Here is a 23,109-nt window from a genome sequence, read left to right on the forward strand (position 1 = left end):
CACCCTGCCTATTTATATGTTGGTAAATTCCAGACTTTTTCATTGTACTCTTCAATCGTGCGGTCAGAAGAGAAAAATCCGGATTTGGCGGTATTGATCACCGCTTTTTTCACCCATTCATCATGGTGATTAATATAAGTGTCATAGACCTTCTCAAATTCTTCCACATAAGAAGGCAGATCATACAGGACAAAGTACTGATCCGGTATATTAGAATCTCCAAACAGCAGAGACTGATAGATATCAGAGTATTTTCTCCTGCCGTACCTCGGAAGTTCTCCTGCGATCAGACAGTTGCATACCTCACGTATCATTGGGTTTTGCTCAAAAATGGTACCCGGATTATAAGTCCGGTACTGTTTCATGGAATTAATTTCATCTACCGTTGCCCCGAAAATAAAGATATTCTCGGCTCCTACCTGTTCAAAGATTTCTACGTTTGCTCCGTCCATGGTTCCAAGTGTCAGTGCACCGTTCATCATAAACTTCATGTTTCCGGTTCCGGAAGCTTCCAGCCCGGCCGTAGAAAGCTGCTCACTGATATCCGCTGCCGGAATCAGCACTTCTGCCACAGATACAGAGTAATTCTCTACGAAAACAACCTGCATCTTATCTTTGGTATCAGGATCATTGTTGACCATATCCCCGATAGAGTTGATCAGACGAATGATCTCCTTGGCCCTCTGGTATCCAGGTGCCGCTTTTGCCCCAAAAATAAAGGTGATCGGCTTGCTCAGGAAGTTTGGATTTTTCTTCACCTGCTTATACAGATAAATGATATGAAGGCATTTTAAGAGCTGTCTCTTATACTCATGAAGCCTCTTGCACTGTACATCAATCAAAGAATCCGGGTTGATCTCTATTCCCTGTTTCTTTTTCAGGTACTTGGCAAGCCTTTTCTTATTGCGCTGTTTGATGGCATCATACTTTTTGCAGAACTCTGCATTATCTGCCATTGGCATGATCTTCTCAAACAGACGGTAGTCTGCAAGTACATCTCCCCTTACATTTTCCTGGATCAGGTCACATAATTCCGGGTTTGCCAGGGCAAGCCATCTTCTGTGAGTAATTCCGTTTGTGATCGCAAGATACTTCTGAGGGAAAATATTGTACGAATCATGAAACAGATTCGTTTTTAATATGTCTCCGTGAAGCTGTGACACGCCGTTTACCCTGTGGCAGACTGCCACACAAAGGTTTGCCATGCGGATCTGGTTATTTCCGATAATAGACATGTAGGCAATCTTCGCCTCGTCATTCGGATAATAAGTCCTTAAGCGCTCACAGTATTTCTGGTTCATAATGCAGATGATCTGATAGATCCTCGGCAGCAGAAGTTTGAACATATTTTCATCCCAGCACTCCAGGGCTTCTGCCATGATCGTGTGGTTTGTATAATTGAAGATCTGTCCGATGATGTCCTCTGCCTCTTCCCAGCCAAAGCCTTCCTCATCCATAAGGATTCTCATGAGTTCCGGAATTGCCAGTGTCGGATGGGTATCGTTGATCTGTACTGCCGCATATTCAGGCAGTGTATGAAGATCCCCTCTCTTTTCCTTGTGATGTTTCACCATAAGCTGCATAGTTGCAGATGTCAGGAAATAGAACTGCTTTAATCTGAGCAGTTTCCCCTGCATATGGTCATCCGCCGGGTACAGAACCTTGGAGATAACCTCCGCAAATTCTGAATCAGCGGAAGCTTTCTCATATCTTCCCTCATTGAAGGAGTGCAGGTCAAAATTCTGCTTGCTTTTTGCACTCCAGAGTCTCAGTGTCGCAGGAGCATTGGTCTTATATCCCACCACCGGTACATCGTAAGGAACTGCAAGCACGGTGTGGTAGTTATAGTGTTCGATCTTTAATCCGTCCTCTGTCCAGTTTTCTTTGATCTCACCGTTAAAGCGGACCTCCATGGTGAGTTCCGGACGTTCCACCTCCCATACGAATCCGTCTCTGAGCCAGTCATCCTCTACTTCCACCTGGCTGCCGTCAATGATCTTCTGCTGGAATAATCCGTATTCATAACGGATGCCGCATCCGATGGCCGGCAGATTCAGTGTTGACAAGGAATCGAGAAAACAGGCGGCCAGACGTCCCAGTCCGCCGTTTCCAAGTCCAGGATCGCTCTCTTCGTCCAAGATGTCATCAAAATCGATTCCCATCTTCTCAAACGCCTCTTTGTAGTCCTTAAAAACTCCGGAATTGATCAGGTTATTGCTGTATGCTCTGCCCATCAGGAATTCTGCTGACATATAATATAACTTTTTCAGTCCCAGATCCTCTGTCTTTTTCCGGCTTTTTGTCCAAAGATGCATAATATCATCCCGGATGCACCCAGCTCCCGCTTTGTAAAGCTCATCCCTGGTTGCCTCCTCCAATGTTGTTCCGAAATTATTGTTCAGTTTGTTTTCAACATTGCTGATGATTTCCTGAACTTTGCTGTTATTGTTTACAATTTTCATCCTCTGTTGCTCCTTTCACCAGTTGTCTAAAGAATGCTCTGGTATAATTCTAGATATTTTCTGGCTGATGACGCAAAACTATTGTCAGACTCCATCGCCCTTTGGATCAGGCCTTTCCTGCGCTTTGGACTGCGCAGCGTATTCAATGCGTAACGGATGACTCCAAGCATCTCGTGTGCATTGTAATTTTTGAAAGAAAATCCGTTTCCTGTTTCTTCAAACTCATTGTAGCTTTGAACCGTGTCACAAAGCCCTCCTGTTTCACGGACAATCGGCAGAGTTCCATACCGAAGTGCGATCATCTGGGAAATACCGCATGGCTCAAACTTGGAAGGCATAAGGAACAGGTCGCTGGCCGCATAAATCTGATGCGCCACCGCATTATTGTATGCGATGTATGAGCAGACTCTGCCCTTATACTTATTCTCCATAAAGCGGAAAAATTCTTCGTAGTCGTGGTCGCCGGTGCCTAACACAACAAAGGCAATATCCTCCGTGCACATCAGTTCATCCAGGATATATTTGACTAGATCCAGCCCTTTTTGTGCTGTCAGACGGCTTACCATGCCTATGACCGGAACCCCAGGGGATATATTCAGCCCCAGGTCGCTGATCAGTTTTTCTTTGTTCTTCTTTTTACCCGTCAGATCATCTTTGTTAAAATGATATTCCAGATACGGATCCGTCTCCGGATCAAACTCTTCTGTATTGATGCCGTTTACGATTCCCCATGTATCCCACGCTCTGGCATTTAATATTCCTTCCAGCCGGTAGGAGAATTCCGGAGTCTTGATCTCCTGCGCATAGGTCGGGCTGACAGTGCTGATACGGTCAGCAAATACAAGTGCTGCCTTCATAAAGCTGGCACACTCATAATTATGCATAAATTCCGGAGTATCATATCTCGGATCGATCCCCAGCCAGTGATGAAACGCTTCAAAGCTGTACTCGCCCTGATACATCATATTATGGATTGTAAAAATCGTCCTGGCACGGCCGATTTCCCAATGGCTGTACTGAGTTTTTAACAGCAGCGGAATCAGGCCGGTCTGCCAGTCATTGCAGTGCAGTACATCCGGAAGGAATCCAATCCTTCCGGCAGACTCTACCACCGCACGGCAGAAAAATGCATACTGCTCTCCTTCTGCGTTTCCGCCTCTGTAAACTGCATCGCCAAAATACTCTTCATTGTCTATAAAATAATATGTGACATCATTAAAAAACAATCCTTCAACACCCACATAGACTTCTCTCCCGGCAAAAGTCACAAAGAAATCTGTCATATGCTTTGTCTGTGCAGCGTACTTATCTTTTATCTGACGGTGGAACGGCATCATGACTCTGGTATCCACATGGAGCTTATTCAGCTCCTTGGGCAGAGTACCGATGACATCGGCCAGGCCCCCCAATTTCACAAAGGGAGCACATTCCGCTGCAACCATCAGTACATTCATCATACACTCATTCCTTTTATTCATTGACACTGGCTCCCTTCGGTATGAACACCGGATGCTGTCTGGATCCGGATAAATGGGCATTGGAGTATATCTTTACGTGGCGGTCCATAATCGTATGATTAATGTCTGCGCCTTTTCCGATAAAGCCTTCTGCCATAACAATGGAATTTCTGATCACTGCACCTTTTTCAATCTGACATCCGCGGAAGATGACAGAATTTTCAACAGTTCCGTCCACTTCGCAGCCGCTGCTGATCAGACTGTTCCTGATGTCCGCCTCAATGCCGTAGCGGGCAGGAGCGCTGTCACTTGTCCTTGTATATATTTTATTCTTACCGAAAAACAGCTCTTTTTGCACATCCTGTTTTAATAAGTCCATATTGATGTTGTAGTACGCCTCCACTGATGTGATGCATCCCACATAACCTTTATACTCATATCCCTGGATATAAAGACGGTCAAAGTTCGGTACAAGCACATCAAAGAAGAAATGCTTCCTGTTATGGGACACTGCTTCCTGAATGAAATCAATCAGAAGCTCCCGTTTCATAATGTAAACATCCATACTCTTCTTGCCGTAGCGGTGCTTTGTCTCAGAATAACACATATCAGTGATGCGTCCGCTCTCGTCCGGCTTCAGATATACACCGTCATAGTCGCAGTTAGTTGCATCATCGCTGTTGTCAAAATACATCATGGAAATGTCTGCTCCGCTTTCAATATGCTTTTCCAGCATTTCATTAAAGTCAGAGTTAAAGATGACATAAGAGCGTCCTAAAAGGATATACGGCTCTGAGGCTTTCTTCAAAAATCCAAGTGTTCCTCTCAGACCGTCCATGACACTTGCATATCCGCCGGTTCTCCCGCTTCCTGAAATGTAAGGAGGAAATGTATAAAGTCCTCCCCGTTTTCTGTTAAGGCCCCAGTCCTTTCCTGAACCTACATGATCCATCAGAGAACTGTAATTATATCTTGTCATGATTCCGACATTTTTAATTGCTGAATTTACCATATTGCTCAGGAGGAAATCTATGGTCCGATATCTTCCGCCCACCGGAAGTGCCGATAAGCTTCTGGTACGCACCAAATCCTGAAGTTTTCTGTTTTCTTCTCCTGCATTTATAATTCCAAGCATTTGATTTTCCATAGTTTCTACCTCCCTAGTGTAAAATAGATTCCGGATAGATCATTGCACCATCCTCAACGACAGCATCTTCAAGCACCACACTGTGATAGCCGATAACGGTAACTTCATTGCCTTCTCCGACTTTGCTTCCTTCTTCCACAACAACTTCCTCGTCAATAATCGCTTTATTGATCTCGCTGTTTTCCCGGACGATGGAGTCTTTCATAATGACACTGTTTTTTACCACAGCTCCCTTTCCGATCTTTACGCCGGAATGGATGACACAGTTTTCCACGGTTCCTTCAATGAACGAACCATCTGCTATGATGCTTTTTTTCACACTGGCACCATCTGCTATGTAATGAGGCGGAAGTCCGTAGGTCCTTGTATAGACTTTCAGCTTGTCGTCATTTAAGTTCAGCTGGGGATTTTCCTCCAGAAGCTCCATGTTGGCTTCCCACAGGCTGGAGATTGTTCCTACATCCCTCCAGTATCCGTCAAAGCTGTAAGCATACATCTTCTTTCCTTCTTCCAGCATTCTCGGGATGATATTCTTTCCAAAATCATGCTCTGAATCCGGATCATTGGCATCGTCAATCAGATACTGGCGGATCAGTTTCCATTTGAACACATAGATACCCATAGATGCTTTTGTGCTCTTAGGATGCGCCGGTTTTTCTTCAAACTCCTCGATCCTGTTTTCCTCATCCGTATTCATAATACCGAAACGTTTTGCTTCCTCCAATGTAACTTCCAGTACAGAGATTGTGCAGTCCGCTCCTTTTTTCTTATGGTAGTTCAGCATCTTCTGATAATCCATGCAGCAGATCTGGTCACCGGACAAAACAATGATATGATCTGGATCATAGTTATCAATAAAGTTGATATTCTGATAAATGGCATCGGCTGTACCCCGGTACCAGTTGCCTTGCTCACCTCTTACATACGGCGGAAGGACAAAAGCTCCTCCGTTCATATTGTCAAGGTCCCAGAACCCTCCGGTTCCGATATAAGAATTCAGCTCCAAAGGTTCATACTGAGTCAGGACACCTACCGTATCAATGCCTGAATTCGCGCAGTTGGATAACGGAAAATCTATAATCTTATATTTACCGCCGTAGGGAACAGCAGGCTTTGCCTTCTTCTGGGTCAACGCAAATAATCGGCTTCCCTGGCCGCCTGCCAGTAACATTGCCACACACTCTTTTTTTGTAATCATAGTTTTCCTCCTTCTCACAATGCCTATTTTGCTTCTTTTTTATCTGCACTCTTCGCTGCTGTTGTCTTTTTAGTAGATTGTTCGGTCTGCTGCTTTATTTCTTTTTTGGACTCCTCCTTCTTAGGTTTTTGTTTATCTTTTGTTGCTTGTTCTGCTTTCGCTTCTGGCTTTTCTGCTTTTTTTGCTGCTGCCGGTTCTGCGGTCTTAGGAGTCTCCTTTTTCACCGCTGCCGGCTCCGCTGCTTTTAAAGCCTTCTCTTTTTCCGGCGTTTTCACAGCCTCAGCCTTTGCTGCTTCTGCTGCTTTCGGCGCTGTCTTCCTGGCTGCTGTTTTCTTTGGTTCCGCCTTCTTTTTCGCCGGTGTCTCTTCCAGCGTATATTTATACATAACAACACTGAGCGGTTTCAATGAAAGCACCGCATAGTGTTCGTAGGCGTTTCTCTTTCCTTTGATCTTCTTTTTGCGCACTTTTGCAGACTTCTGGCTCACTTCCCCGTTTCCTCCGAAAGCCTTCTCGCTGCTGTCCAGGATCTTTGTAAGCTTGCCGTCTTTCGGCATCGGAATATGGTATTTATCCCATTCAACCGGTGTGAAGTTGCAGACACAAACGATCTGTTCCTGAGGTTTCCCTCTGCGTTTTTTTGATTTCCTGATAAATGCCACCACACTGTGGTCCGCATCCTTCTGAAGCAGCCATTCAAAACCTTCCGGTTTATTGTCCAGCTCATAGAGGGCCGGTTCGCTGCGGTAAAGCGCATTTAAGCCGGCTACATAATCATTCATCGTTTTATGTGTTTGGTATTCGTCAATCAGGAACCAGTCTAATTCTTCTTTGTCCCGCCATTCTACAAACTGGGCAAAATCATCTCCCATAAAGAGCAGTTTCTTTCCGGGATGGGCATACATAAAGCCATACAATGTTTTCAGTGATGCAAACTTCTGCTCGTATTCGCCGAACATTTTGTTGATCATAGAGCCTTTTCCATGCACGACTTCATCATGGGAATACGGCAGGATATAATTCTCACTGTAGGCATAATCCATAGAAAATACGATGGCCCCATGGTTCTCTTTCCGGAACAGGGAATCCAGTTCCATATAATAGAGGGAGTCATGCATATATCCCATATTCCACTTATATGTAAAACCAAGTCCTTCTTCATCGTCAATGTCGCTGGTCACTTTCGGATAGGCTGTAGATTCTTCCGCAACCGTAATAAATCCATCAAAGTTGGAGCGCAGAGTGTGATTTAAGTTTTTCAGAAAATCTACGGCTTCATAGTTTATATTGGTGCCGTCTTCATTTGGGACAAACTCTCCCGGCTTCTTGCCGAAATCCAGATACAGCATAGCGCTGACCGCATCAATGCGGATACCGTCAATGTGATATTTTTCCGCAAAAAATACAGCACTGGAGATCAGGAAGCTCTGCACCTCCGGTTTGCCGTAATTAAACAGCAGGGTGCCCCAGTCAGGCTGGCTTCCTTTTCTCGGATCCGCATGATCATAAATGTGGGATCCGTCAAACAGGGCAAGGCCGTGTTCATCCCTTGGAAAATGAGCAGGAACCCAGTCCAGGATTACGCCGATATCGGCCCTGTGGAGTTTGTCAATGAAATACATGAAATCTTCCGGTTTCCCGTAGCGTGAAGTTACAGAGTAATAACCAGTCACCTGATACCCCCAAGACAGGTCATACGGATATTCCGTCACCGGCATCAGCTCAACATGGGTATATCCCATCTTCTGCAGATACGGAACAAGCATGTCTGCAATCTCACGGTAATTGTAAAATTCCCTGTCTTCCTCTTTCGGCATCTTCCATGTTCCTAAATGCATCTCGTAGACAGACATAGGCTGGCTTATGTCCTGTTTTTTCTTTCTGCGGCTTATGAAACGCTTGTCCCTCCACGAAAAATTGTCCAGTTCATCCCAAACCACAGATGCTGTGTCAGGCCTGTTTTCAGAATGGAACGCAAACGGATCACTCTTATACCTGCATTTGCCGTCCATACCCTCTACATAATATTTATATAAATCCCCCTTTTCCAGACCCTCAATCTGGATTGAATAAATCCCTTCTTCTGTCTGCTTCATCGGATGTGACAATGGATTCCACTGGTTAAAATCTCCGACTAAACTGACAGACTTCGCATTTGGAGCCCATACTACAAACTCATGGGCATCCGCTTCCTTCAAGTAGTGGCATCCAAACATTAAATATGCTTTCTGCGCTTTTCCCGTCTGAAATAAATATAAGTCCTCTTTACTAATGTTTGTTTCCATGGGATATATCCTCCTCCTTCAGATACATAATAGTTATTATATGTACAAGCTAATAAAAAAAGTGCAAATTTCACCATTTTGTCCTTGCAAATGGTCAAAATCACACTTCCTAATCTACTTAAAAACATTTTCTGTATAGCTAAGAACGTAACCGATGCTGTCCTTTACAAGATCAAATTGCTGACATCTGTTTCATGAACCTATTATAACATAAAAAGGGGACTTCATACAACAAATTGTACGAAATTTAATACACTTTTTCCGTCCTTTTTTTGTTAATTTTTAAAACTTCAATTCTGCACTTTTTTATGCAGCCAAAAGCACTAAAAAGTGCAAAAAAACAGTTTCTGTTCTGAACGGAAACTGTTTTTTTGAAAGCCGCCAATTTATCTTTTGTTAAAACTGTTAAAATACACTTTTGGAACTTCTTATCTCAGGTTTATACCCTGTATCCTGAAGTGCTTTGATAATTTTATTTTTATGTTCTGTGCCGAAAGCCTCCATTGTAATTGTCAGCTCCACTGCACTGTTTCTGTTAATGCTGACAAACTGGTTATGGTCCAGTTTTACAATGTTGCCCTGGGCCTGTGAAATAACCTTTGAGACCCTTGTAAGCTCTCCCGGCTTATCCGGAAGAAAAACAGAAACTGTGAAAATTCTGTCTCTGATAATCAGTCCATGCTGTACCAAAGATGCAATTGTGATGACATCCATATTGCCGCCGCTGATGATCGGAACCACTTTCTTTCCCTCCGCTTTCAGATGCTTCAGCGCTGCGATCGTAAGAAGCCCTGAATTCTCTGCAAGCATTTTGTGATTCTCCAGAAGATCCAAAAAGCACGGAATCAGTTCTTCATCTTCCACTGTAATAATATCGTCAATATTATTCTGTATGTACGGAAAGATCTTTTTGCCCGGAGTCTGAACAGCAGTACCATCTGCAATCGTATTTACATGTTCGCACGAAACTACTTTCCCTGCCTCCAGGGAAGCTTTCATGCAGGCAGCCCCTGCCGGTTCCACACCGATCACTTTGATCTTCGGATTTAAAAGCTTTGCCAGAGTAGAAACACCAGTTGCAAGGCCGCCGCCGCCGATCGGCACCAGGATACAATCTACTGTAGGCAGCTCTTTAAAGATGTCCATTGCAATGGTTCCCTGTCCTGTAGCCACTGTCAGGTCGTCAAACGGATGAACAAACGTCAGCCCCTTTTCCTCTGCCAGCTTCAGTGCATATTCACAGGCTTCATCATAGACATCTCCGTGGAGAACTGCTTTGGCACCCAAATCCTTTGTGCGGTTTACTTTCAGCAGGGGAGTTGTGGTTGGCATGACAATAGTAGCTTTCACTCCCTGCCTTTTTGCAGCCAAAGCTACTCCCTGTGCATGATTGCCTGCGGAAGCGGTAATCAGCCCTTTTGCTTTTTCTTCTTCATTCAATGTGCTGATTTTGTAATATGCGCCGCGGATCTTATAGGCTCCGGTCAGCTGCATATTCTCAGGCTTTAAATAAACCAGATTTCCTGTCTGCTCCGAGAAGTATTCACTTTTTATCAGCTTTGTGGGAAGAACGATCTCTTGTACCTTATCATACGCTTTTTCGAATTTGTTTAATGTTAACATCTACTCATCTCCTCTTTCAAACAGTGCGTTTACAAACATATCCGGATCAAATGGCTGAAGATCATCCACCTGTTCGCCGATGCCGATATATTTCACCGGAATTCCAAGCTCTGCCTGAATCGCTATAGCGATCCCGCCCTTTGCTGTCCCGTCTAATTTGGTGAGAATAATGCCGGAAATATCTGCTGCCTCTTTAAACTGTTTTGCCTGTGCAAGAGCATTCTGTCCTGTAGTGCCGTCCAGAACGATCAAAGTCTCCTTATACGCTTCCGGATATTCCCGCTCTACAATGCGGTTGATCTTTTTAAGCTCATCCATCAGGTTCTTTTTGTTATGAAGCCTTCCCGCCGTGTCACACAAAAGCACATCCACATTTCTTGCCTTTGCTGCGGAAACCGCATCATACACTACTGCTGCCGGATCTGCTCCTTCAGCCTGGCTGATAATGTCCACGCCTGCCCTGGCTGCCCATTCTTTCAGCTGTTCAATGGCTCCTGCCCGGAACGTATCCGCCGCCGCCATCATAACTTTCCTGCCCTCGCCTTTCAGCAGGGATGCCATCTTGCCCACAGATGTTGTCTTTCCCACTCCGTTGACGCCGATGACCAATACAACACTTTTCTTATCTTTAAAATCGTATGCCTCGTCTCCAAGCTTCATCTGCTCTTTGATAGACTCTATAAGAACCTGTCTGCACTCCTCAGGTTCCTTGATCTTTTCTTCTTTGACTTTCTTTTTCAGATTCTCAATGATGCTCATGGTCGTGTCAATTCCCATATCGCTCATGATCATGATCTCTTCCAGTTCTTCATAGAAATCATCATCAATGCTGGAAAATCCTTTAAAAATAGAATCAAATCCTGAAGCAATATTGTCTCTGGTCTTTGTAAGCCCCTCTGCCAGTCTGCTGAAGAATCCTTTCTTTTCTGCCATTTCAAATCTCCTTCCCGTCTTTGATTACTCGTCCAAATCGTTTTCAATCAGACTCACGGATACCAGTGTTGAAATACCTTTTTCCTGCATGGTGATCCCGTATAAAATATCCGCTGCTGTCATTGTACCACGTCTGTGGGTAATTACAATAAATTGTGTCTCTTTTGTAAGCTTATGCAGGTATTGTGCAAATCTTGCCACGTTGGAGTCATCCAGCGCCGCCTCAATCTCATCCAGCAGACAGAACGGCGAAGGCTTCAGATTCTGAATGGCAAACAGAAGAGAAATCGCTGTCAGTGCTTTTTCTCCTCCTGACAGCTGCATCATATTCTGAAGCTTCTTGCCCGGCGGCTGTGCGATGATACGGATACCGGATTCCAGCACGTCATCATCTGTAAGTTCCAGACGTGCATACCCGCCTCCGAACAGTTCCTGAAATACATTTTGGAACATATCCTGAATATCTTTAAACTTCTCTCTGAACTGATGCTTCATGGCCGCTTCCAGTTCGTCGATGAGCCCTACAAGATGGGCCTCCGCCTTTACAATATCTTCGTGCTGCTTGTTCAGAAATTCATATCGTTCCAGAACGTCCTTATAGTCATCAATTGCATTCACATTGACCGGTCCCAGATCTTTCATCTGTCCCTTGATCTCTGTGATTTTCTTTTTCAGGTCCTGAAGACTTTCCTCCGGCAGTTCCCCTCCGGCTGATGCTGCTGCCTGGTGGTATGTAAGCTCATAGTTCTCCCACATATAGTTCAGAAGTTCCTGCTGCTTTTCATCAAACTTTTCTCTGGAAGATGTAAGCCTGTAAACTTCCTTATCAAAACCGTTCATACGCTCCATGAGCTCTTCTCTGGCTTTCAGGCTCTCTTTGTACCTTTCCTCGGTTTCCCCGAGTTTTGCCTGCAGATTCCGGATCTGCTGCTCCTCTGTTTCGATCCACCGGCTTTTTAAAAGAACAGCCCGGTTCTTTTCTCCTGTCTGCCTCTCGATCTCCTCCATAGATGCATCAATGGAGCCTGTCTGTTTTTTCAGCGCAGCCAGATCATCCTCTGTCTTTGCAATCTCAAGACGGATCCGCTCACCGTTGCTCATAATAAAGTCCTGCTGCTGCTTAAACTTCCCGGCCTTCATATGCGCTTCCGTAACTTCCCTGGCTTTTTCCTCTGCCATATTTCTGGACTCGTCCAGCTTTTCTGAAAGAATTTGGATCTTTTGCTCCTCCGACTGGTTTGCTTCCTCCAGCACCTGTTTTTTTCCTGACAAAGAAGCCACGTCGCCTTCCATGGATTGGTATTCCTGTCGCAGCCCCTGTGCCTGGTCTAAAAACTCCTGTTCCCTCTTTGCTTCCTCATCCATCTGCTTTTCAATGGACTTAAGCGTCATAACTACTGTGTTTTCACGGAGAGAGTTTTCCTGAATTCTGCTCTGCAGACTTCTGATACCTTCCTCTGCTTTCTGAAGCTCTGCTGTCTTTTCATTCAGCATTGCAGAAAGAGCTGAGATCTCGTCTCTGTCTTTCTCCAGTTTCTGCTTCAGTTCTTTTAACTCCCGGTTTCTTCCCAGGAGATTGCTTTTATTTTTGTAAGCACCTCCGGACATAGAACCGCCGGGATTCAATGCGTCTCCTTCCAGGGTGACAATGCGGAAGGAGTGCTTATATTTTCCTGCGATCCTGATACCGTCATCAATGGTTTCCACTACGAGCACACGTCCTAAAAGGGAATGAAACAGATCCGAAAACCGGTCTTCATAACTGGCGAGCTGGTCACAGGTGCCGATGACCCCTTCTTCGTTCAGCGCCTCCGGCCTTGGGAATCCTCCCCTTGCCTTAACGGCGTCCAGCGGCAGAAAGGTAACTCTTCCGTACCGGTTTCTTTTCAGAAATCCAATCATTTCTTTTGCCGTCTGCTGGGAATCCGTCACTACATTCTGTATCGCTCCTCCCAGTCCGGTTTCCACGGCAAGTTCATACTTTCTCTTTACCTTCATGATATCAGCCACTGATCCGATAATTCCCGGATACTTGGCTTTCTGTTCCATAACCCTTTTAATTCCGAAACCGTATCCTTCATAGCGCTCTGCCATATTTCTAAGGGTTTCATAACTTGACTGGCTTCTGTGAAAGCTCTCTTTTTGGGCGGATAAGTTTTCCTGTGCTGCTGATCTTTCTCTTTCCAGTCCGCTGCTGATCTTTCTTTCTGCTTCCAGTCTCTCTAAAAGATTTTTCTTCTCTTCTTCCAGCTGGTGTTTTCTCTGCTCTTCCTGATGCTTTCTCTGCTCCTGCTCCATCCTGTGCTGTCTGGATTCCTGAGCCTGGGAATCGGCATAACCAATCCTCACATTCAGCTGCTCACGTACCGTCTCCACGTGCTGCAGCCTGTTGGAGAGATTCATCTGGTTGTTGGCAAAGCTTTGCTGGTTTTTCCTAAGCTTTGCAAGCTCTTCTTCCGTGTCCTGAATCTCTTTCTGAAGAAATGCAACTTTGCTTTCACTCTCTACGGTTTCTTCCAAAGCTTCCTTAACCGCTTCTTTGATCTCCTCCTGCTCTCTTAAAAGCCGGGAAAGCTGATTCTGCTTTTCTTCCTTCTCTTTTGTAAGACGCCGGATATCAGAATTCAGATGAGTCTCCCTCATCCTTTCCGTATTCATCTGTTCTCTCAGAACCTGAATCTGGCCTTCCTGCTTTTCTTTATCGACCCTGGCTTCAGAGAGCCCTTCCGTCCTTATCTCAATTTCACGCTTCAGCTCATTTAGTGCCAGATCCTGCTTTTCATACTCAGCCTTTGTCTGCTCCAGCCGCCTGCCAGCATCGTCTGCTTCTCTCTGGGCAATCCTGATCTTTTCATCCAGAGATTCCATCTCTTCTGAGAGCCTGCCGTTTTCCAAAAGGAACATGGAAGTATCGTATTCTTTCAGCTTATCGCGGTATCCAAGATACTCTCTTGCCTTTTCAGACTGCTGCTTCAGCGGGCCTACCTGGCGTTCCAGCTCAGCCAGAATATCTGTCACCCGGTTTAAGTTCTCCCGTTCTGCCTCCAGGGACTTTTCAGTCTCCAGCTTGTTTTTCTTGTACTTGACAATCCCTGCAGCCTCGTCGAAGAGTTCTCTCCTGTCTTCCGGTTTTCCGCTTAAGATCTGGTCGATCTGGCCCTGTCCGATGATAGAGTATCCTTCCTTGCCGATTCCGGTATCGAAAAACAGCTCTACTATGTCTTTGCGCCTGCACGGACTTCCGTTCATTAAATATTCACTCTCGCCGGAACGGTAAACCCTTCTGGCCACTGTCACTTCATCAAACCCAATGGGAAGGCTTTGATCACTGTTGTCCATTGTGATGGCAACATAAGCAGAGCCCATAGGCTTCCTCATCTCAGTGCCTGAGAAAATTACATCCTCCATCTTGGCACCCCGGAGCTGCTTGGCACTCTGTTCTCCGAGCACCCAGCGGACTGCATCCGCCACATTGCTCTTGCCGCTCCCGTTAGGTCCCACGATCCCTGTGATGCCGCTGTCAAATTTAAAAATCATTTTATTAGCAAAGGATTTAAATCCGTTTACTTCAATGCTTTTCAGATACATAGCTACCTCAATATTCTGTCCTTATGTTTCATTGCCTCATAAGCCGCCATCTGCTCCGCACTTTTCTTGCTTCTTCCGGCCCCGGTCCCGATGACCGTATCACCCAGCTTGGCCTCCACTGTGAATGTCTTTTGATGATCCGGCCCTTCTTCTTTCGTCAGGCTATAGGAGAGCGGTTCCCTGGATACACTCTGCACCAGTTCCTGAAGAGAGGTCTTGGCGTCGTAAAACAGCACCTTTTCATCTACATCCTGAAGAAGATAAGTTTCCACAAACTTTCTGGCCTGTTCAAAACCCTGGTCAAGATACACAGCACCTATGACAGCCTCAAATGCATCTGACAGAATGGAACTGCGCTCTCTTCCCCCGGTCAGATCCTCTCCTTTGCTGAGCAGCAGATAATCCCCCAGCGCGATATCCCTTGCACAGAATGCAAGAGTGGGCTCGCAGACAAGACTTGCCCTCATTTTCGTCAGTTTCCCTTCCGGTTCGTCTTTGTATGTCTTAAACAAATAGTCACTCATAATCAGCTCCAGCACTGCATCCCCTAAAAACTCCAGACGCTCATTGTCTTTCCCCCGGGGCAGTTTTCTCTCATTTGCATAAGAACTGTGTGTCAGTGCCGTTGTCAGCAGTTTCTGGTCATGAAAACGAATCCCGATCTTTTTCTGAAAATCTTCCTGATTTGATTGATTCATACCTTTTATTTTTCCTTTACAATCTGTTCTTTGATCTTTTCATTGATTTTAGCTTCTGAAAATGCAATACACTGAATAATTGCATTCTTTGTCTCCTTTGCTTTGGAGCTTCCGTGCATTTTTACCACCAGGCCGTTTAACCCAAGCAGAGGTGCCCCGCCGTGTTCTGACGCATCAAAACGTTTCAGGGTCTTTTTAAGGGACGGTTTTACCAGCAGGCCTCCGATCTTGCCCCGGAAACTCTGCATCATGCCCTCTTTTACGATAGAGATCAGAGTGGATGACAGGCCTTCGGAAAGCTTCAGTATTACATTTCCCACAAACGCATCACAGACTACCACATCAGCCTGTCCTGAATGAATATCCCTTGCCTCAATGCTTCCGGTAAAGTTAATCTCCTTACATTCTTTAAGGAGAGGGAATGTGTCTTTTACCAGTGCATTTCCTTTTGCTTCCTCAACACCTACATTTACAATGCCGACTTTCGGGTTTTTAATTCCTACTACGTCTTCCATATAGATAGAACCCATCTTGGCAAACTCCAGAAGATATTCCGGCTTTGCATCCATGTTGGCACCGCTGTCGATAATCAGAGAAACTCCCTTTGTTGTCGGCATCAGAGCAGCCAGGGGCGCACGTTTGACTCCTTTGATTCTGCCTACCACAAACTGTCCTCCTACAAGGATCGCTCCTGAACTTCCCGCTGAGACAAACGCATCTGCAGTCTGGTCTTTCACCATTTTCATTCCGACTACCATGGAAGAATCTTTCTTCTTACGAATCGCCTCCACCGGTGATTCATCACAAGAAATTTCTTCTTCTGCATTGACTACTTCAACCTGCTCACTCTTATAGCGGTATTTTTTCAGTTCCTCGTGGATCCTCGGTGACTTCCCTACAAGGTAAACCTTGATATTGCTGTTTTCATTGACCGCATCCACCGCTCCTTTTACAATCTCTACAGGCGCATTATCTCCGCCCATGGCGTCCAGCGCAACTTTTACTATCTTATCCATATGCAACCTCCTTGATACAATATTTTTAGATTAAAAGAAATGCCATCCGCTTAAACTAATATAGTCTAAACGCATGGCAATTCATGACAACATGTGCTGCTGTCAACTCTTACTGAGCATTTACGATTTCTCTTTTATTGTAAGATCCGCAGGCTTTGCACACTCTGTGAGGCATCATTAATTCACCGCACTTGCTGCACTTTACTAAAGCCGGTGCAGTCATTTTCCAGTTGGCTCTACGTTTATCTCTTCTCGCTTTTGAAGATTTATTCTTTGGACAGATTGACATTGGTATTACACCTCCTTAAAATTCTTAAAAATATCCTGGATAGCTGCCATCCGTGGATCCTGGACCGTCCGGTCGCAGCCGCACTCTTCTTCGTTCAGGTTCGCTCCGCACACCGGACAAAGCCCTCTGCAGTCTTCACCGCATAATACCTTTGTCGGCAGCAGGGGAATCACTTCCTCAAGAATAAGTTCATCCACGTCCAGGCTGCTTCCATCTAGGAAAGACACTTGATCCTTACAAGTTTCTTCTATGTCATCAAAATCCAATGTTTTAAAAACATTGAGCCTAATCTTTTCCGGAACCTCGGTAAGGCACCTGTCACAAGGCATCCCGGCTGTGATGCTTGTCTCAAATGCAATGGATACCGTCCGTTTCCCTTCATTTCTTAGAACAATGGGAAAGGAAGACTTCTCAAGGATCGGATAACTGCCTCTTTTGAGGACAAGTTTGTCCATATCCATGGAACACTCCACTGTCTCTTCATGATTTGGCATTGACAATAATTTTGATAACTGAATTAGCATACTATCTCCTAAAATTTCATACTTGTCTATTATACAAACGTCATATTTGTTTGTCAAGTAATTTTATTTTACAAGAGCAACCGTGTCTCTTGCAATCATTACTTCTTCGTTGGTCGGAATACAGAGCACTTTTACCTTGGAGTCATCTGTTGAGATCACTGCGGCTTTTCCGTGTACATCGTTCTTTTCTGCGTCGATCTTGGCACCGATACACTCTAAGTATTCTCCGATGGCAGCTCTCGTCGCATCGTCGTTTTCACCGAGCCCTGCGGTAAATGCAATGGCATCCACTCCGTTCATTGCTACAGTGTAAGCTCCGATGTATTTTGCCACACGGTATACATAGGCATCCAGAGCTGCCTCTGCAACTTTGTTTCCATCTGCTTTTGCAGCTTTTACATCTCTGAAGTCAGAAGAAACACCGCCTGACAGTCCAAGCACTCCGGATTCTTTGTTTAAGATATTTACAACTTCGGATACTGTTTTGTTCTCTTTGTTTGCAATAAACTCAAGAATCGCCGGATCCAGATCTCCGGAACGTGTTCCCATGATCAGTCCTTCCAAAGGTGTCAATCCCATGGAGGTATCCACTGATTTTCCTCCCTTGACGGCTGTAACACTGGCTCCGTTTCCTAAATGGCATACGATGATATTGATGTCTTTGATGTCTTTTCCGAGCATTTTGGCAGCTTCTCCGGAAACAAACTGATGAGAAGTTCCGTGGAATCCATAGCGGCGGATTCCGTCCTCATCATAGTACTTTCTCGGAATTCCGTAGAGAAATGCTTTTTCCGGCATTGTCTGATGGAATGCAGTATCGAATACAGCTGCCATCGGTTTATCCTTCATAAGCTCCCTGCACGCTTCGATTCCAATCAAAGCAGCCGGGTTGTGAAGCGGCGCGAATACGTTGCACGCCTCAATCTCTTTTAATACATCTTCTGTGATGATGCAGGAGCTTGTAAACTTTTCTCCGCCGTGTACAACTCTGTGTCCGACAGCACTGATCTCGTCCAGGGAACTGATCACTCCGTTTTCTTTGTCTGTAAGCTGTTCTAAGACAATACCGATGGCTGTCTTATGATCCGGCATAGCCGGAGATGTCTTGATCTTATCTTTTCCTGCAGGCTCATGTGTCAGGGCTCCGTCGATTCCGATTCTCTCACAAAGGCCTTTTGCCAAAACGTCTTCTGTGTCAGAATCAATCAGCTGATACTTCAGTGAGGAACTTCCGCAATTAATAACTAAAACTTTCATTCTTAATTCTCCTATATACTCTAATCTCTAATGATTCTCTGTGAGCTGTGCCTGTACCGCTGTAATGGCCACAACACCGACAATATCTTCTGCTTTACATCCGCGGGACAAGTCATTGACCGGCTTTGCGATACCCTGGGTAACCGGGCCGTAAGCTTCCGCTTTGGCAAGTCTCTGGACTAACTTATATCCGATGTTTCCGGCATCCAGATCAGGGAATACAAGAACATTGGCTTTTCCTGCCACCTCACTTCTCGGTGCCTTGGAAGCTGCAACTTCAGGCACAATAGCCGCATCCAGCTGCAGTTCTCCGCAGATCAGAGTATCCGGATAATCTCTTTTTGCAATGGCAGTGGCTTCGACTACCTTTGTGACATCATCATGCTTGGCGCTTCCCACTGTGGAATGAGAAAGCATGGCAACTCTCGGTTCCTCTCCCACGAGCTGTTTAAAGGTCTGGGCTGAACTTCCTGCAATGGCTGCCAGCTGTTCTGAATTGGGATTCTGGTTCAGTCCGCAGTCTGCAAACACAAAAGTGCCGTTGGCACCCAGGTCACAGTCCGGCACTACCATCAGGAAAAAGGCAGAAACGATCTTTGTTCCCGGAGCTGTCTTCACAACCTGAAGTGCAGAACGCAGAACGTTTGCAGATGAGTTTACGGCACCTGCCACCATGCCGTCCGCATCCCCGGACCGCACCATAGTGGCCCCGAAAAACAGAGGGTTAGAGAGCAGGATCTCTTTTGCATCTTCCGGAAGAAGTCCTTTGCTCTTTCTTGCTTCGCATAAAGATTCAATGTATGTATTGAGTCTCTCGCAGTTATTTGGATCTACAAAGGTTGCCTGGGAAAGATCAAACCCTTCTGCACGGCTTAAAATCTCTTCTTTGTTTCCCACCAGAATGACGTCGGCAATCCCTTCCTTTAATACTGTGTCAGCCGCCTCAATGGTACGGGGATCTCCGGTCTCCGGCAAGACAATCTTCTTTCTCTCATTTTTAGCTCGTTCTTTAATCACATCAATAAAACTCATTACGTTGCTCCTTCCAACTTTCTACAAAGATGAATTCTTCTCATGGAAATTATACAATATTCGTTAGTTGTATACAATATGCCTTGTTGTACTTTTCCCAGTACATCTCATCTCATAATGTTTTCATTTTACTATCTTTTATTTTTAATAGCAAGTTTCAGCCTTTTATTTCCTCTTTTTTGTGCAATTTTACCTTTTTGCAGTTCTTTGTTATAATGATTTCACAAAAGAAAGGAGACCAGCGATGAAGACTGCGGCAATCATTTGTGAGTACAACCCGTTTCACAACGGGCATCTTTACCATATTGAGAAGACGAAGCGTATTTTAGGCGCTGATTATATCATTGCTCTTATGAGCGGAAATTATGTACAGCGGGGCGGACCGGCTGTCATGGAAAAAAAAATCAGAACGAAGACGGCTCTGATGAACGGGGCTGATCTGGTGCTGGAGCTTCCGCTGTGGTTTTCTGTTGGCAGTGCACCCTATTTTGCTGACGGAAGCACAGCCCTGTTGGATTCATTGGGTGTTGTAGACATCCTTTCCTTCGGAAGTGAATGCGGCTCATTAAGCCGCCTGCTTTCCCTCGGCAATTTTCTGGCGGACAGGGAACAGGATCTGTCAGAACAGATTAAAAAACTTTTAAAAACCGGCATTTCGTATCCCAAAGCCAGGGAAAAAGCATTTCTTTCCCTCGGATGCTCGGAAAGCGATACCGAAATACTCAGAGAGCCCAATAACCTGCTGGGCCTTGAATATATTATGGCACTGAAACGGAGAAACAGCAGCATCCGTCCTTTCTGTATCCCAAGAAAACAGAGCAGCCACCACAGTCTTGAACTGACCGGGGATATCAGCTCTGCCTCTGCTATCCGGTCGAGGCTGGCTGTTTTTGACGGACTGAATAAATCTCTCGGAAGCCTCCCGGAAAATCTGCACCCTCTGCTGAGGGACACATATCAGCGTCAGTTTCCGATCCTGCTGGACGATTTTTCTGACCTTCTGTCCTATAAACTCTGCACGGAACCTTCCTTTGAGGACTATTGGGACATCTCCGAAGATCTCAGCGACCGCATCAAAAATATGACGATACCCGGTCAGCCGTTTTCCTGCCAGATCGAAGCTGTAAAAAATAAAAGTCTCACCTGGAGCCGGATCAGCAGAGGACTTCTGCATATTCTTCTTAATATGAAGCAGTCTGACAGTGATCAGTATATCAGCTCAGGACAGCCTCTATACTTTCAGATTCTCGGTTTCCGGAAGGAAGCTTCCGTATTAATACGTGAGATCAAAAAGAAGAAAAAATGGCCGATGGTCCGCCATCTGAGACCTCTTGAAGACCCTCTGACCAAGATTCAGGAACAGATGCTTCACACAGAACAAAAAGCAGACGCTCTCTATCAGATGATGCTCCGCTCAAAATTTAAAACCCAGCTGAAAGAAGAACAAATCATAATATCCTCCACATGATTTCCGTTCGGCTCTTAAAATGCCTCACTCCAACCATGTGGAACATATCAGAAGGAGGCCTTTCCAGAGCTGAAGATCGTAAAGAAAAACTCATAATGAACTCTTCCTTTTCATAGTCTGTAGAGGACAGGGGGTTTTTCTATGGGTAAATACTTTTATCAGTTTTGTTTGATTTTAACTGCATTCCTATTATTTTTATTTCCGGAACAGTGTGTGGCAGGTGCTAAAAACGGCCTGCTGCTTTGGTCCGGCACTATTGTTCCCACACTCCTGCCGTTTTTCCTCCTGACCAATCTGATGATGAAATACCAGACAGTTCATTATATTTCCTATCTGTTTTACCCTTTATTCAAAATATTCCCGCGGCTGAATAAGGATCTGGCTTATACCATTCTTATGGGCTTTTTATGCGGATATCCCCTGGGCGGCAAAATTATCAACGACCTGGTACTGTCCGGTTCCTATACAAAAAAAGAAGGGGAAGCCCTTCTTGTATTATGCAATAATGTAAGCCCCATGTTTTCCATCGGGTTTACCCTCACTTTGATCTTAAAGGGTTCTCTTTCTGTGCCCCTTTATTTTTGCTGCCTTTATATCCCAAATCTGCTGTATTTTATTTTTATCCTGTTCAAAAATAAAGGCACCGGATTTCTGCATATCCATCAGGAAAAACCCATGACTGCGGTGATCAAATCCTTTGACGATATTGTTTTTGACAGTTTAAAGACCATCTTTACCATCGGTATTTTTATTATGGTATTTTCTATTGTATCCGCCCTGCTGCAGAGCGGGATTCTTCCTGATGCCGTCTCATCCCCGGTCATCGGTATGCTGGAGATCACAACCGGAATCTCTCATGTAAGCCTTCTGGCTCTGAACTTCAGACAAAAAGCAGCTGCCATTCTTGCAGTGAGCTCTTTCGGCGGCCTGTGCAGTATGGCACAAGTCAAGAGCGTCTGTCAAAAATCGCAGCTGTCCATGAAAAGCTATCTGATCTTTAAAATGATATTTGCTGTTATAAGCAGCGGTATGCTACTCTTCCTCCTGTGACACAAAATCTTCCACTGTTCTTGGTTTTGTCCGGGAAGCGCTGTCAAGCTGCTGCTTGATTTCTTCATAATTAGTGCTGATGGAGCCCATATCACTTTCCAGAGTGGAAAGCAGCTGGTCAAACAGGCTCTGCTGCCCTTCCTTTACTTTGGCTATGTAATCCTGTACATCCTCCATAATATCACAAGTGTACTGGAGTGCGCCGTATCTCACCTGATCCGCTTCCTCATTGGCATTGTGGATCACCTCATTGGCATGTTCCAGTGCAGCTTCCTCAATTTCTCCTGCACGCATCTTTGCCATCTCTACGATCTCATTTTCATCAATCAGCTCGCCGGCCTCTCTGGCCGCCTGATCTACGATATTCTGAGCCTTAATCCTGGCATCCTCCAAAATCGCGTCCTTGTTCATCATGACTTTATGGCTGCGCTCCACCTCACCCGGAATCTGCTTTCTCAGTTCCTCGATCACCGTAATCAGCACATCTCTGTCGATGACAACTTTTCCCGGATTAAATCTGGCCGGCTTGGCTTCATCGATCAGAATCTCAATGTCGTCAATCATTTCATGCAAATATTTCTCACTCATGCTTCTCCCTCTATACTTTCTCTAAATTTTTGCTTCATCTTCTGTTCCACATAAGGAGGCACCAGCTCACTGATATCCCCGTGATAGGATGCAATTTCTCTTACGATCGTTGAACTTAAATAAGCATATTCCGTACTGGTTGTAAAAAACATGGTATCCAGGTTAGAGTCCAGCTTATTATTAATCTGGGCAATCTGCAGTTCATATTCAAAATCCGTCACAGCGCGGAGGCCCCGGACCGTGATATCCGCATGGTTTTCCCTGGCGAAATCCACCAGCAGGCCTGAAAAAGATTGAACTTCAACATTGTCCATATCTTTTGTAGCTTCCAGCAGGAAGTCAACCCTTTCCTGGGTTGAAAACAAAGGGTTCTTTTCACTGTTGATCAGTACGCCGATAATTAATTTGTCAAAGACTCTTATAGAACGCTTAATAATGTCCAGATGTCCATAGGTCACCGGGTCAAAGCTTCCCGGATATACTGCAATGCTCAT

The 23,109-nt window shown here is 45.1% G+C and carries 18 protein-coding genes; 2 read left to right on the forward strand and 16 right to left on the reverse strand.

The genetic code is table 11. The features are described 5' to 3' along the window. Positions 1–8: 8 nt before the first annotated feature. The 14 genes from KH180_RS07380 to pta form a co-directional block, all read right to left on the reverse strand. Positions 9–2,462, reverse strand: coding sequence for a glycogen/starch/alpha-glucan phosphorylase (locus KH180_RS07380; protein ID WP_290758544.1), 2,454 nt, complete (start codon positions 2,460–2,462; stop codon positions 9–11). A gap of 26 nt (positions 2,463–2,488) precedes the next feature. Then, positions 2,489–3,940 carry a glycogen synthase GlgA gene (gene glgA, locus KH180_RS07385; RefSeq protein ID WP_290758547.1) on the reverse strand — a complete coding sequence of 484 codons (1,452 nt, stop codon included), beginning with the start codon at positions 3,938–3,940 and terminating at the stop codon, positions 2,489–2,491. Then, complete coding sequence (glgD, locus tag KH180_RS07390) at positions 3,933–5,066, reverse strand: glucose-1-phosphate adenylyltransferase subunit GlgD (protein ID WP_290758550.1); 1,134 nt, start codon at positions 5,064–5,066, stop codon at positions 3,933–3,935. The genes glgA and glgD overlap by 8 nt, the downstream gene beginning before the upstream one ends. Before the next feature lie 13 nt (positions 5,067–5,079). After that, positions 5,080–6,264: a glucose-1-phosphate adenylyltransferase gene (locus KH180_RS07395; protein WP_290758553.1), complete on the reverse strand. Its 1,185-nt coding sequence runs from the start codon at positions 6,262–6,264 to the stop codon at positions 5,080–5,082. 23 nt (positions 6,265–6,287) lie between these two features. Further along, complete coding sequence (glgB, locus tag KH180_RS07400) at positions 6,288–8,549, reverse strand: 1,4-alpha-glucan branching protein GlgB (protein WP_290758556.1); 2,262 nt, start codon at positions 8,547–8,549, stop codon at positions 6,288–6,290. 405 nt (positions 8,550–8,954) lie between these two features. After that, positions 8,955–10,172, reverse strand: a complete 1,218-nt coding sequence (gene ilvA / locus KH180_RS07405; protein WP_290758559.1) for a threonine ammonia-lyase — start codon at positions 10,170–10,172, stop codon at positions 8,955–8,957. Then, positions 10,173–11,105 (reverse strand): signal recognition particle-docking protein FtsY, encoded by a 933-nt coding sequence (ftsY, locus tag KH180_RS07410; RefSeq protein WP_290758562.1) that lies wholly within the window; start codon positions 11,103–11,105, stop codon positions 10,173–10,175. Positions 11,106–11,129: 24 nt separating this feature from the next. Further along, positions 11,130–14,693, reverse strand: a complete 3,564-nt coding sequence (gene smc / locus KH180_RS07415; protein ID WP_290758565.1) for a chromosome segregation protein SMC — start codon at positions 14,691–14,693, stop codon at positions 11,130–11,132. Positions 14,694–14,695: 2 nt separating this feature from the next. Then, complete coding sequence (rnc, locus tag KH180_RS07420) at positions 14,696–15,391, reverse strand: ribonuclease III (RefSeq protein ID WP_290758568.1); 696 nt, start codon at positions 15,389–15,391, stop codon at positions 14,696–14,698. 5 nt (positions 15,392–15,396) lie between these two features. Beyond that, positions 15,397–16,407 (reverse strand): phosphate acyltransferase PlsX, encoded by a 1,011-nt coding sequence (gene plsX / locus KH180_RS07425; RefSeq protein ID WP_290758571.1) that lies wholly within the window; start codon positions 16,405–16,407, stop codon positions 15,397–15,399. Between the two features lie 109 nt (positions 16,408–16,516). After that, positions 16,517–16,696, reverse strand: coding sequence for a 50S ribosomal protein L32 (gene rpmF / locus KH180_RS07430; protein WP_006565851.1), 180 nt, complete (start codon positions 16,694–16,696; stop codon positions 16,517–16,519). Positions 16,697–16,701: 5 nt separating this feature from the next. Next, positions 16,702–17,220, reverse strand: coding sequence for a YceD family protein (locus KH180_RS07435; protein ID WP_290758581.1), 519 nt, complete (start codon positions 17,218–17,220; stop codon positions 16,702–16,704). A 63-nt stretch (positions 17,221–17,283) separates the two neighbouring features. Continuing rightward, positions 17,284–18,477, reverse strand: coding sequence for an acetate/propionate family kinase (locus KH180_RS07440; RefSeq protein WP_290758583.1), 1,194 nt, complete (start codon positions 18,475–18,477; stop codon positions 17,284–17,286). A gap of 27 nt (positions 18,478–18,504) precedes the next feature. Then, positions 18,505–19,509 (reverse strand): phosphate acetyltransferase, encoded by a 1,005-nt coding sequence (pta, locus tag KH180_RS07445; protein WP_290758585.1) that lies wholly within the window; start codon positions 19,507–19,509, stop codon positions 18,505–18,507. 244 nt (positions 19,510–19,753) lie between these two features. Between pta and KH180_RS07450 the strand changes: the two genes are divergently transcribed. Both KH180_RS07450 and KH180_RS07455 read left to right on the forward strand, forming a co-directional pair. Next, positions 19,754–20,977, forward strand: a complete 1,224-nt coding sequence (locus tag KH180_RS07450; protein ID WP_290758587.1) for a tRNA(Met) cytidine acetate ligase — start codon at positions 19,754–19,756, stop codon at positions 20,975–20,977. A 141-nt stretch (positions 20,978–21,118) separates the two neighbouring features. Then, positions 21,119–22,027 (forward strand): sporulation protein, encoded by a 909-nt coding sequence (locus tag KH180_RS07455; RefSeq protein ID WP_290758590.1) that lies wholly within the window; start codon positions 21,119–21,121, stop codon positions 22,025–22,027. On the opposite strand, the gene KH180_RS07460 is transcribed toward KH180_RS07455, so the two are convergent. Together KH180_RS07460 and coaD are read right to left on the reverse strand one after the other, a co-directional pair. After that, positions 22,010–22,615: a hypothetical protein gene (locus KH180_RS07460; protein WP_290758593.1), complete on the reverse strand. Its 606-nt coding sequence runs from the start codon at positions 22,613–22,615 to the stop codon at positions 22,010–22,012. The two genes, KH180_RS07455 and KH180_RS07460, sit on opposite strands and share 18 nt — an antisense overlap. Beyond that, positions 22,612–23,109: a pantetheine-phosphate adenylyltransferase gene (gene coaD, locus KH180_RS07465; RefSeq protein WP_290758596.1), complete on the reverse strand. Its 498-nt coding sequence runs from the start codon at positions 23,107–23,109 to the stop codon at positions 22,612–22,614. Before coaD ends, KH180_RS07460 begins: the two co-directional genes overlap by 4 nt.

Origin of the sequence: Anaerostipes sp., from assembly GCF_018381315.1 — a bacterium.
In the GTDB taxonomy this organism is placed as follows: Bacteria; Bacillota; Clostridia; order Lachnospirales; family Lachnospiraceae; genus Anaerostipes.